The 12,584-nt window shown below is 58.1% G+C and carries 10 protein-coding genes and 1 pseudogene; 2 read left to right on the top strand and 9 right to left on the bottom strand.

The features are described from left to right. Positions 1-179 precede the first annotated feature (179 nt). The 9 genes and pseudogenes from KOR34_RS07540 to KOR34_RS07505 form a co-directional block, all read right to left on the bottom strand. Positions 180-533: an integrase core domain-containing protein gene (locus KOR34_RS07540; protein WP_197531236.1), complete on the bottom strand. Its 354-nt coding sequence runs from the start codon at positions 531-533 to the stop codon at positions 180-182. Positions 534-727: 194 nt separating this feature from the next. Further along, positions 728-943, bottom strand: coding sequence for a hypothetical protein (locus KOR34_RS07535; RefSeq protein WP_197531235.1), 216 nt, complete (start codon positions 941-943; stop codon positions 728-730). Positions 944-1,300: 357 nt separating this feature from the next. Continuing rightward, the gene (locus tag KOR34_RS07530; RefSeq protein ID WP_197531234.1) at positions 1,301-2,782 is read right to left on the bottom strand and encodes a GH116 family glycosyl-hydrolase; all 1,482 of its coding nucleotides are present in this window, start codon (positions 2,780-2,782) and stop codon (positions 1,301-1,303) included. Positions 2,783-2,832: 50 nt separating this feature from the next. Continuing rightward, positions 2,833-3,747 (bottom strand): family 43 glycosylhydrolase, encoded by a 915-nt coding sequence (locus KOR34_RS07525; protein ID WP_228714542.1) that lies wholly within the window; start codon positions 3,745-3,747, stop codon positions 2,833-2,835. Positions 3,748-3,941: 194 nt separating this feature from the next. Continuing rightward, positions 3,942-4,337 carry a hypothetical protein gene (locus tag KOR34_RS07520; protein WP_146563648.1) on the bottom strand — a complete coding sequence of 132 codons (396 nt, stop codon included), beginning with the start codon at positions 4,335-4,337 and terminating at the stop codon, positions 3,942-3,944. Positions 4,338-4,444: 107 nt separating this feature from the next. Next, positions 4,445-4,582: pseudogene (locus KOR34_RS27380) on the bottom strand (DUF6786 family protein); the annotation flags it as partial. Between the two features lie 52 nt (positions 4,583-4,634). Further along, the gene (locus KOR34_RS07515) at positions 4,635-6,023 is read right to left on the bottom strand and encodes a sulfatase family protein (RefSeq protein ID WP_228714651.1); all 1,389 of its coding nucleotides are present in this window, start codon (positions 6,021-6,023) and stop codon (positions 4,635-4,637) included. 154 nt (positions 6,024-6,177) lie between these two features. Beyond that, positions 6,178-7,731 (bottom strand): alpha-L-fucosidase, encoded by a 1,554-nt coding sequence (locus KOR34_RS07510; RefSeq protein WP_228714541.1) that lies wholly within the window; start codon positions 7,729-7,731, stop codon positions 6,178-6,180. 29 nt (positions 7,732-7,760) lie between these two features. Beyond that, positions 7,761-9,296, bottom strand: coding sequence for a sulfatase family protein (locus tag KOR34_RS07505; protein ID WP_146563642.1), 1,536 nt, complete (start codon positions 9,294-9,296; stop codon positions 7,761-7,763). A gap of 212 nt (positions 9,297-9,508) precedes the next feature. Here KOR34_RS07505 and KOR34_RS07500 point away from each other — a divergent pair, with 212 nt between their 5' ends. Next, complete coding sequence (locus tag KOR34_RS07500) at positions 9,509-10,846, top strand: alpha-L-fucosidase (protein ID WP_228714540.1); 1,338 nt, start codon at positions 9,509-9,511, stop codon at positions 10,844-10,846. Positions 10,847-10,862: 16 nt separating this feature from the next. Further along, complete coding sequence (locus KOR34_RS07495) at positions 10,863-12,371, top strand: hypothetical protein (RefSeq protein ID WP_146563640.1); 1,509 nt, start codon at positions 10,863-10,865, stop codon at positions 12,369-12,371. The last annotated feature ends 213 nt before the right edge of the window (positions 12,372-12,584 follow it).

The following is a 12,584-nucleotide window of genomic DNA, read 5'->3' as shown; positions in this document are numbered from 1 at the left end:
ATACCTCTCCCGACCCGGTCCCAAAATCGTTTGGTGGCGTCCCGTTCAGGAAGGTTGTCCAACGAGCCGGCCCGTTGATTCAAGGTCAGAGATGGCTCTTGCCGGGTCGCGAATTCTCGTGCCCCGGCTAGTCGAGTTGCCTCAGCAGCTTCCTCAGGCCGCTTTCCGCTCGTAGCACCTCAAGACCCCACCGAGCCGCTCTCGGCAGACCACTTCGTCTTCGCTGCTCGGAGAGTCGTCGGCATCCGACCAGCCCCCAGAAGCGGCTTGTTGTCCTTCCGCTGATGAGGGCGCAGTTCGTGATAATAGTCCACGAATTCAGAAACAAGATGGTCGAGGTAATTCATGCCGAAGGCGATGAAGCGGTTCAGGCATTCATACTTGCCGCTCTGAATCCAACGCTCCACAAAGGCATTCTGATTTGGAGCACGAGGAGCCGTTGGCTCAACGGCAACGCCCGCGTCTGAGAAAGCCCGATCAAACCGCTTGCTGAATTTGAAGTCCTGATCGCGAACAAGGTAGCGAATCGGCAACCTCTGCGACCCTGATCTGACGCTGTTGCGTCCTCCATGTTTCGCGTCGCATCTCGTCGGAGAGACGCCCTCTTCTTTGAGGATCGTCCGCACCGTGGTGCGACCAACACACTGGATGCGGAGCTTCTTGAGCTAGCCGACAATCCGACCCGAACCCCACGCACGGTACACCCCATTGCGATGATAATCACAAGTCAGTCTTGGTCGCGGATTCGCGGCCGGTTAGGTTGAGCGTCTCGGCGTTGCTGCCCTTGGCTTTTCCGCTCAAGCCAACGCTGGTACGTTCGGAGATGCACGATCGAAACCAGCTTCAGCACGTCCGAGCCGACGCCGTCGCCCAGCTCCAACAGCCGCTCTCGCTCCTCATTCGAAAGAATGATCCGGCTCTGCGGCACTCGAACTCGGGTCATCTCAAGCTCGGCCTTCAGGAACAGGATCTGCCGCAGGAGCTGGTGCTCCCCCGAACGCGCCAGCAGAAGCAACAGCGGCGTGAGCTAACCCTTCATCAAGCAACCGTCCTGGCGAGTTTCTCTGGGAAACATGGGTGACAATCTTTCCGAACCCCTGGCAAGGCCCTATTCTCGCCGCCTTGCCGCCGCCTGCAAGCGGGCCGAGACGTGTACTACCGTGTACTATCGAAATGCGCCTTGTACTACTAAGGTTCGACAATAAACGATAGAACTTGATAGAGTTTGATATGCCTTTAATTCAATCCAACTCGCGATAACAACGGGGATTACGGGAATTCTGGTTTCTTAGGTGGTCGCCTAATAACCTTGAGGTCGTCGCCATTCGGCGTCCAGCGTGTTGTGCTGCTGTCCGTCGAGTAGGCCGTCGTAGGCGTCGTCGCTCTTGTCGAACGCGATGAGGTACTCGACCGCCTTCTTGATTGACGGCCAGTTGCGTGCAAGGAATGCATCGTCCACTGAGCAAAGATGCTCCCGGTACGACCGCAACACGATGCCACACTGGCCATCGATGGCGACCTTCTGCTTGTCCTTAGAGGGGCGGAATGGCACGCCGCCGTCGGGCAACTGATACAGCCCAAAGTCGGTTTTCTCTCGCAGGTTCCGTTCCAGTGAAGGGAACAGGCGAGCCATCGTCTGAGCGTATCCCCAGACGTGGGTGCACGTCCCGGCACCAGCGCCAATGCCCTCCCAGGCCCAGAAGCGATCGCCGGCAAACTGGAGATTGGCGGTCTGCATCGTGCTGGCCGACGCCATCGAGCGGTCCATGAACCAATGGGGCAATGTTGTGTCGCTCCAGGTGTTGACCCATGAGTGTGTGTCCGACGACAGCCGAAGATAGCTCCTTGCGATGTAGCCAATTACGTCGGTCGCGGTGTCAAACCTGTGTGTGTAAGCGTGGTGGCCGAAATGCCAAGCTATGAACAATGGGACCGCTCGGCTTGCGCCAGGAGCCAGATCGATCGAGACTCGCAGGCCGCTCACGTTGTCTTGAGTGAAGGCCTTAGCCGTGTCAAGCACGCCTAGCCCAAGTGAGCCGCGACGCTTCTTCTGCGAAGCGTCGGCGAATTCAAGCACCACCGCTGTGAACTCGCTACGGTCGATGGGATGGCTTGCAACATCCTTTGCGTCTTTGCCCAGCCACCCTTCGAGAACTATCGTGTGTGACTCAGAGGTCGGGTTTGTCAAGCTAAAGCACAGGATGGTAGCTGGTAGCTTAGAGTCTTCGACATGGAGTGGAATGAAAGGCGAATAAGCGTCGAGTTGCACTTCAACCGGGCAGTCCGGGTCCGCGTAGCGGACGGTCCCAAGAGGCCACCGCCCTGTGAACTCGACCGTTTCCCAGTCCTGGGGACCGATGAGAAATGCCCTCTCTCCATCAACCGTTAGCTTGAATCCTTGCTGTACGGGCGGAGCAAACTGATCGAAAGTCGGCGGGTTCATGTAGTTCGCCCCGTCGAGCGGGCGCATCTTCTTAATCCGCCCGTTGCGGAACCCTTGATAGCCCTCTGGCAGTGGGATCTCTTGCTTGACCACGCCCAATGGTCTCCCGCGAAAGATATCCCAGGAGTAGAGCTGGCCAGCCCCGTCCATGATTAGCGTGCCGCAAGCGATTCCGCCAACTGGCATACCAATGTACTTCAGGGTGTTATCTTTCTTCGAACCAGAGATCCCCCGATCCAGTGCGTGTCCCCGTTCGGTCAGCGATTCGATCCAAGTGGGGTCGAGGCGTTTATCTTCCGGAATCAGTTCACGGTATAGCTCCGCTGGATCGGCGGCCAACGATAGCCGTGCGAGAGCCAAAACACCAACTAGTAGGGAGTGTACTGCTTTCATTCTTCTTCCAAATCGAATCGACCAATGCACGGGAGCTGCGGCTTCTTGTGACGAATCTCCACGCCCCAGACTGGACGCGCGCCTGCGCCGGAGTCTGTGAACGCCTCAGGCCGGTAGGCGCCGCCTGCAACCGGCCCATCAATCACGGAATGAGTCTTCGAGAAGTTGACGCCGTCCGTTGCAAACAGGATCGAGTTGGTGATCTCTCTAGGCCCGACACGGTCGATCATCGCAGCTACACCGCCCTCCTGTGGCCAAGCCAGCACCGCGTGGTTTCCAGGGATTACTGGATTCGACTCGTGCTTGACGTAAGGGCCTTGTGGCTGATCAGCGATGGCCAGCCCCATCTTGGTCTGATGAGGTGATTTGCCGAGTTGACGCCCCTTGTAGTACAGCCAGTATCTGCCATCCCGCACAATCAGGCATGCGTCGTCCACCAAGTGGCTATCGAACTCTTCGCGATTGTCGCTGTTGCTCAGAACGGGGTTGCTCCGGATTCGTTGCCAGGGGCCGTCTGGGGAATCGGCGACCGCCACGCCAATCTTCGAGTCGGGTCTGAATGGCCGAACAAACGCTTTGGAGGTTCCGGTGTAGAACAACCAATAGCGCCCCTCAGCGATAAGAATGTTTGGCGTAAAGACGCTTGCCCCCTCCCAGCTGTCGGGCCCGCCCCTCCCCAGGGCTTGCCCTTCCTCAGTCCAGTGGCGTCCATCGAGCGAACTCGCATACCAGATCGTTGCGTCATACCCCGAGCTACCTTTGCCCTTCGAGTACCAGACGTAGTACCGATCATCGACTTTGATGATGTCACTAGGATCCCGACGCATGACGCCCGGCTCGACGCCGATGCCTCCTGCGGCTGCACGCGTCACCCTAATGGTTCCCGTCTTGCTCAACGCGGTGTCGGCCATGGCTGTCGCCACGACAACGGCGATGCAGATTGAATATGGGGGCATACGGTTTCTCTGAGGCACTCGCCAGGCGTGACACCCCGCAGCGACCTGCGAGGAAGGCCTAGCTATGGAGTACGTCCAAAACTATTGTCAAACGTGTGCTGGAAGCCTTAAGGAGTTCGTTCGCCGCGCGCAACGCTGGGCGGGGGAAACTAGGTGTTCGCAATGGAGAACCCGGGCAACGACTTGCGTGCCACGAGCGCAGCCGACTGATCGTCGCCGACGATCTGCGCACTCACGGGGTCCCATTCTATCCTTCGGCCTAAGCGAGCGGCTGTGCTGGACAGGTGGCATGAGTTCATAGTTTGAACGTGAGAGAAGACGTCCGATACCGGCAGCGCGACTTCCCGCACGCAGCGGTAGGAGTCATCTTTATGGCCCTCGTGCGGATTGCCTTTGTATAGCACGCGCAGGTCGTCGTCGCTGTACGTTCCGTTGTCCCAACCTTCTTCGATCGGCTTGCCGGCGATATCGCCCCAGTTGACGAAAAGGCGACCCTTCTCGCCTTCGAACAGAATCCCATTGTCTCCACGACTGGTGATGTACATCTCCTGACCGTCCGCGAAGCGAATGTACTATGTTGAGGTCGTGCGATGTGTTGAAAGAGTTGTGCACAGTTGGGCAGCCGCCCTTGAACGGCACTGTGGCGGTCAAACGTGCTGGTATTTACTCGGCCTTGATAGTCTGGCGCGATCGCGACGGCTGCATCGCCATCCGTCAGCAATACGATTTGAGTATGCTGCTCTAGGAAGGCAAAGTCGCCGGAAAAACCGTCCCCTGCCGCTGTGCTCACTGAGAAAGGGATAGTCTGGCGAAACCAAGTTTCATGGCTAAGGGGACTGAGTTCATTTGGACCAATCTCCCCCTTCGTCGCTTGCCTTGCAGGACGATATCCACACGGCCAGCGCTTCCGACATTGCTTCTATTTTTTCAGGAAACTCGGTCGCCAGGTTCCTGCTCTCGGCCGGATCGCTCAGGAGGTCGTACAATTCCCAAGTCTCACCAAGGTCTCGGCTGAGCAACTTGTATCGCTCGGTCGTCCAGGCCAACTGCCTTCTCGACTGGAAACCAATCGGCTTTTGCCGCGTCGCTGGGCGTCCTGTAAGCACCGGCAAGAGTGACACCCCATCCACTGGACGATCATCCGGGAGGTTCAGACCTAGGACGTCGAGGATCGTCACCAGGTAATCGCTAGTTACTGCCGGAAACCCTGTTACGGAACCGGGAGCTACTCGCGCGGGCCACTCGAGGATTCCAGGCACCCGCACGCCGCCTTCATACAGATCGCGCTTGCGACCCCTGAAATGCGCCGCAGATCCCGGGCTGTTCTCATTTCCCTCAGGCCCGTTGTCGGAGCAGAACCAGATCATGGTATTCTCGGTGATGCCCAGCGATGCCAACTCCGAGCGTAGCCGCCCGATCTGCTCGTCCATCGCCGTGACGCAGCCATAGTACCTCTTCTTGAAACTACTATGCTCTTCGTAGATAGCGGCGTGTTGTGGTCCAGCCACCACCGGCAAATGAGGGGTATGGAACCAGATGACACTCAGGAATGGCGTCTGGGAACGAGCAGCTTGCCTGACGAACGGCACAACTCGGTCCATAATGACACGAGAGTCATCCCCCTCAAGATTATCATGCACTACCTGCCCCCGCTCGTTCCAGTAGCGTGTGCCAAACTCAGTGGCTAGGGCCCGCTGCTCGATGGGTTCCCAGCCTTGCGCGGATCCACGGCCGCCAGATCGTACGGGTTTCAACATTGGGTCCCAGGTCGGTGTTTTCGACTCCGTCGAAAAACAAACCTGAAACCCGTGCTTCCAAGGAGGACTATAGTCTCTTGTGTTGCCAGGCGCCCCGCGGTTGGCGTCCGAGACCTCGGTCGTCATCGTTCCGAGGTGCCACTTGCCGAAGTGCCCTGTCTTGTACCCCTCGCTCTGGAGTAGTTCGGCCAGCGTGATTTCTTCGGGCCTGAGATGCCCCGTGTTCGCATAGTAAACGCCGTACCTAAACGGGTGCCGACCCGTGAGGCACGACCCACGGGTCGGGCTGCACACTGGCGAAGATGCGTAGAAGCGGTCGAATCGCATCCCCGCTCCGGCCATCTCATCCAGCGCAGGCGTTTGAATCGGCGAACTGGGGTTGAAGCACTGCAGGTCACCCCGGCCCAGGTCGTCCGCCATCAGCAGGATAATATTGGGCCTGGGCGCCGCCCACGCCGGACTTATGAGCGCCACCCCGATAGCAACGCCCGCCGCAAGGTTGCTTATCACCCCTATGATCCTCTTGCAGCTCTCTGAGAGGGCGACGCTATGATGACAGCAACAAGCCATCGTACAGTCGCGCCGGTTTGCGCGGTATGTGTTCACTGGACAAGATGTGCAGCGCAAATCACCTAGCCCGCCCTTCTAGATCTACTTCACTCGTGCCACGGAGGGCCGCGTTTGCGTCGCCTTCCTTCACGCCAGGCGTGTGCTGCTCACGATCGGTTGCCACCTCAAAGACCCAGGCGTAATTACTATCTCCAAGGTCTTTGGGCGGTGTGATCTGCAATCCTGATGGTGCTAACTCCCACTCTACAACCGAGTCCGATCCCAGCAGTCGCACAGATCTGATGGCGCCGGTTTCCCAGCCGGCGCACTCGTTGATGGTCAGTTGGCTTGTGGGCTTGTCCATCGCAATGGCGTAGAGTTTCTCTCCATTGGCTGTAAACGCAAGATTGCCCGCCGCCTGGTGATTCTGCTTCCAGTACCGTGATCCGTAGATAGCGTCACCGTTGATCCTGAGCCAATCGCCCATCGCTCGCAATCGGTTCATCTGGGGTTCTGGAATCGTGCCGTCCGCCCTCGGCCCAATGTTGATCAGGAAGTTGCCGTTGCGACTGACAACCTCGATCATTTCATGGATCACCCCCTTGATCGACTTGTAGCGATCCCCCTCCAGGTATCCAAACGAAGTGCCGAAAGTTGTGCAGCTTTGCCATTTAGGCCCGATGTTCTTGAGTTTCAGGTTGTCCTTCTCTAGGCAGCCCACACCATCCGGCCAGTTCCGGTTCCCGCCTTTGTTGTTGCAATAAGCCTCCTGCCCGCGGGCCGCTGCATCGTTCATGAAATCCGTGATCATGCCACGTAGCTGATCGTCAAAGTACTGAATCTCCGGCTTCGCCCTTCCTTTTCGCACGTTATTACCATCCCGGGTGTAGATAGGAATGTCGTCAATCCACATGAAATCGGGTTGGTACTTGGCCTGGATCTCTTTCCAGCGGGCGACATAGTCGTCGACGAACGCTTTGGAGAAGCCGAACGGGCCGTACAGCGACCCTGCCGCCGGCACACGCCGGATTTCTTCTATGATGTCCGGCCACGGCTCGGCGGACACCACGTACTGCTTTGTGGCGAAGAACGAACCGTGCCGTTCACGGTGATAAGAAGGCGCAAATCTGAGGCCTTGCTTGCGTACCGCCCTTGCCAGGTCGCCCACAAGGTCGCGATGTGGACCCTTGTTCACCGCGTTCCACGGCGTCAGATCAGAGTCCCAGTTCGCCCAGCCATCGTGGTGCTCCGCGGTCAGAACCACGTACCTGGCGCCCGCCTCCACAGAAAGCCGTGCCCACTCGTCCGGCTCCCAGTTCTCTGCCGTGAATCCGTCGATTATGTCCTTATAGCCGAACTCTGGTGGACTTCCGCCCCACCGCTCCCGCAGGTAGGGGTAGTAGTGCTCCGCATCGGCGTACATAAGTTTTGGCACGTGCTCCGCATAGCCGCGTCCCCCTTTGCGATAGCCAATCGCGCTGTAGGGCCCCCAATGGATAAAGATGCCGATCTTGCCCTCTTCGAACCACGCCGGAACGGGCATCTTCTGCAGCGACTCCCAACTGCCGTCATAGGGGCTGGGTTCCCGCGCTACACTCAGCAATGGCGCCGCCAAGACCATCGCGGCCGCCATTGTTGCTATTCGTCCTGTTAGATGCCTCCTCATTCTTCGCCGCTCTTCCAAAGCTTGATTGTCGCAACGTCATTCCGCGACGCCATGCCATCGGTGCTGCGTCCGCGAGCCACATCAGACTCTAACTGTGCCAGCAAGCGCTCCACTACCTCTGGGTGGGAAGAGCTGAGGTTGTCCGACTCACCGGGATCGTTCTCCATGTCATAGAGTTGGACGAAAGGCGCCCCTGCCTTGGCAGCGGCCTTCTCGTTCGGCGACGTCCAGCCGCCGGAACCTCTGGCGAGCAAGAGCTTCCAGTTTCCCTGACGGTACCCAAAGTGCCCACTGATGGAGTGGTGGACAATCCCGGCACGGCTGGATCGGATGGTCTGGCCGGAGAACGCCGGCAGGAAGCTGACGCTGTCTTCACCAGCGTTTTCCGGCAATTCCTTCCCCAGGATTTCCGCGCACGTGGCGATGAGGTCCGTTTGACAGATCGTTTGATCACAACGACTTCCCTCCTCGACGACGCCCGGCCAACGCACGAAAAATGGCACGCGGTGACCACCGTCCCACAGATCTGCCTTGGAGCCACGCAGGTGCGCGCTCGGGTAGTGCCCCTTGGCTTGTAGTTCGGGGATCTTGGCTGCGTTGGAGCAACCGTTGTCGCTGGTTACGATGACAAGTGTGTTCTTGCTCAGCCCCCGGGCGTCGACCGCATCAAGGATCTTTCCGATCACGTCATCGGTCTGCATCACGAAGTCGCCGTACTTACCGAGCCCGCTCTTGCCGACCCATTCTGCGGAGGGCACGATGGGCGTGTGAGGGGAGGTCAGCGGAACGTATACGAAAAAAGGCTGCTTTCCGTCCTGGCTGGAGATGTACTCTGTCGCCTTACGGCCGATCTCTGGCAGCACATCCCGCGTGTTAAAATCATGCTGCCGGACCATCGCCGACTTGCCCTTGCCGCCTTCGCACTCTCCGACAAACCGGTCGTCCTGGATATAGATGTACGGCGCCATGTCCAGCGACGCCGTGATCCCGTAGAAAGCATCAAACCCGACATCGGTGGGGCCATTCTGAATGGCGCCCTTCCAGTCAATATTGACAATCTTCGGCTTACGTACTGTTGGCGCCGGACCACCGGTTGTGGGAAGGTCCATCCCGAGGTGCCACTTGCCAAAGCACGCCGTGCGATAGCCGTTCTGCTTCATCAGCTCAGCGATCGTCAGCCGGCCTTCTGCGATCAAGGGAGCGCTGTAACCCCACAGAACACCGCTCTGCAATCGCGTTCGCCAGTTGTATCGCCCGGTCAACAGGGCGTACCGGGTAGGCGTACAAACCGACGAAGCAGTGTGTGCATCGGTAAACGTCATCCCCTGTTGCGCGAGCTGATCCAGGTTTGGCGTTGCGATTTTCCCCCGCTCGGGATTCAGGCACTGCACGTCGCCGTAGCCAAGATCGTCTGCAAGGATCAGGACAACACTGGGGCGCTGAGCTAGATCAGCGGACGAAGCATCGTTGAGCCAAGCGAAACACGCCGTTAAGCAGAAGACGGCTACCGGGCTCCCATGTATTAAGTTCATAGTGAAGCTACGTATGCTGTTAGGATCCGCAGAAATCAAACCGTCTAGTAACTCATGCTTTTTAGGTGATTATTACGAGATTTTCTCGTCAAAATCTGGCTGCCGGGCGGAAACCAACGCGGGTTTGCCCGTCCGGAGCGTTGAGGCCCTTCCTGCCCGTTCGTCTACCCGACGGCTCCCATCCTAACCGCCTAACCGACCGAAGGTGACTCGTGCGAGCCAGCGCCTACATCCTGCCTGCATTCTTATGGACTTCTGCACTAACATCGCTTTCCCACGGCGATGACTCACGACCGCTGAAAGAGTTGCTGAACAATCCCCACCGCGAAGCCGAATTCATGGACTGGGGGCTAGGCATGTTCGTGCATTGGTCGCATGACTCACAACTTGGTTCGGTGATTAGTCACTCGATGGTCGGCGCGTCTGAGACTTACCTGGATCGCTTCATCAATGAACTGCCTAAGAGTTTCAACCCAAAGCAGTACGATCCCGACGAGTGGATGGAGATCGCGAAGATCGCCGGCGTTAAGTACATGGTGCTCACCACCAAACACCACAGTGGCTTCTGTATGTGGGACACCGAAACGACGGACTTCAGCATCATGCACACGCCCTACGGCCAAGATGTTGTGGGCAAGTACGTTGCAGCGTGCCGGAAGCACGGCGTCAAAGTCGGGTTCTATTTTTCACCAGAGGATTTCCTTTTCTTGCACCGCCACGGCGAAGTTGTGCGGAGAGAGGGCACGTCTGGCAAGGAGGCGCCTGCTCTACACGACTACAACAAGAAGCAACTCGACGAACTCTTTGGCCGATACGGTGACATTGATGTGGTGTTTTTTGATGGCAGAGGGGGCCGAGAACTTGCCCAGTATATCCACGGAATTCAGCCACAATGCATTGTCACCCGCGGCGAAATGGAGACCCCTGAGCAGCGCCTGCCCCAAGACCCCCTGCCGGGCCCATGGGAATCTTGCTTTACCCTTGGCACCCAGTGGCAATTCAAGCCGACGAACGAGGAGTACAAGACCGGGACCACTCTGATCAATATGCTGATAGAAACCCGTGCAAAAGGCGGCAACCTGCTGATTAACGCAGGTCCCGAGCCTTCAGGGAAGCTCCCGTTTGAGCAGGAGCGAATTTTCCGGGAGTTGGGGCTGTGGATGTTTATCAACGATGAAGCGATCCGGGGAGTCCGCCCGTGCCCGGTGATCGGCGAGCAGGACGTGTGGTACACCCAGTCCAAGGATGGCAGTTCGGTTTATGTGCTAGTAACCGGTCACACGGGCCCAGTGGAGCGTTGGCCTCATGGGGAGCGGAAAGAGATCCTACTTACCGAACTGGCAGCCACCGATGCGGCAACCGTCAGCGTGCTAGGCCAGAACGACAAGGTGCTCGAGTACAGGCCCGAGGAAGACGTCGAATCTCGGCTAACGCAAACCCCTGAAGGCCTTTTGCTCTCTGTTGTCCGCGCCCAACGGATCTACAACAACAAACGCTGGCCGAACGCAGTCGTGCTGAAGCTAAAAGGCGTTCGGTTCGTTAACCACTAATGGAAGAACAAGACGCATGCCCCCCCAAACACTGTTGACGACGCTCGTAGTTGGTTTCACCAGCGCGACAGCTTCTCTTGCCGCTGACCCGTGGCTGGTCAATAGCCAGCAAGAGTGGCGTGCCGCTGCAGGGGACCGCGACTCGTTCGTTATCCAGCAGGGCATGGTTGAGCCGACGGCGCCGACAGCGGTCTTCCGCAGCAAGCTGAAGTCCTTTCCAGACAGCCGGAAGGCACGAACGATTACTGTGGAGCAGTCTCCGGCGTGGGACAACTGGCAGGTGATCGAGAACATCGGACCGGAAAATCTGGGCGATGCACCGGTGTTCCTGAGCCTCGGCCCGGATGACTACTGGATGTTCGGTCGGTACTCGCAGAAGAAGAGAAATGGGACTGCGGGTTCCAACCGCGCACAGGTTGCGGCCACGCTTGATGGTTTTGACGTACCGCTCCTGACCACGCATTACGCTAATCAATACGATGCTCCCGGCGGCCTTCAGCCTCCTCGGGGCGGGTACCACGCGTGGCAGAGCCGCGACATGAAGAACTGGGTACACCACGGGCCGATCACTGATAGCGTAGGCAAGTGGATGACAACGGCAGAGATAGCAGATGGCAAGGCGTATTTTTACTACGACTTCCCCAACGACCAGGACCCCCATCTCTATATTGATGAAGACCTGACGGACGGGAAACCGGGTAAGAACATGGGGCTCGCGTTTGCAGACCCGTCACACGGTTCGGACTGCGCTTTTATCCGCGACCTTCAGGGGAGTTTTCATGTGATCGCCGAGGACTGGAGCCCCATTAACGCGCGTACACACGCCTGGGATTCGCCGCTGGCCACGCATGCGGTAAGCGAGGACGGGATCAAGGATTTTGAGATCCTTGCCCCCGCGGTTGACGAACGGACTACTCCCACAGGCAGGAAGGGGACGTATCGCCACCCCCACTGGGCGAAGGAAGACCCAGCCAACTACGCGACGAACATCGCAGAATTCGAGATTCACGAGCCGGAGCAGAACGCCTACGGCGACTGGGCGGCCATCTCTGTCGGCGGCAGGTATTACCTGTTCTGCGACTTCGACCCAGCCGAAGGCCATCACATGAGTGTGGGGCGTTTCACCTCGCCCGACATCAATCAACCCTTTGAGTGGTGCGGCCATGTCGGCAAAGGTCACCCCGACCCCGATGTGATGTTCGCCGAGGGCCGCTTCTACCTGGCCACCCAGCAAAACACTGACTTTGTTAGCCCCGGTCCGTGGGTCGAAAAGGTCGATGTCCGCGTGGGCGTGGATACTAGCGGCGATGGAATTGTCGACCAGTGGACAGAATGGCGACAGATTGCAGAGAAATACGACTATATCCCAGGCTTCGCCAAGCAGGTGGCCAAAACACCGGCCGAGATGGACCTGTCAAGTTTGCCTGCAGGCGTTGGGTTTAGCTTCGAAATCCGCATGACAGACACCACCCAGAACGCATCGAAGCCCATTCTAGATTGGGTGCGTCTTTCCTTTGATGAATAGAAACTCGTGCCTCAAGAACACGCATTCATCGGCCCGCAAAGCCACGCATCTCTAGCAAGCGTTCCGTTCGGCTGGTGGGACAAATGCCCGAGTCAAGGGGCCCAGCGCCGCCCGACGTTTGTTGTGCGCTGTACTCGCTGTCAATCATAGCTCTTCCATTTGCGCCCATCCTCCAAACTCTCCAGAGCCAGACTCGGAACCTTCTGAAGGCGA

Origin of the sequence: Posidoniimonas corsicana (genome assembly GCF_007859765.1) — a bacterium.
Classification (GTDB): Bacteria; Planctomycetota; Planctomycetia; order Pirellulales; family Lacipirellulaceae; genus Posidoniimonas; species Posidoniimonas corsicana.
This window is presented reverse-complemented; position numbering and strand designations above follow the sequence as displayed.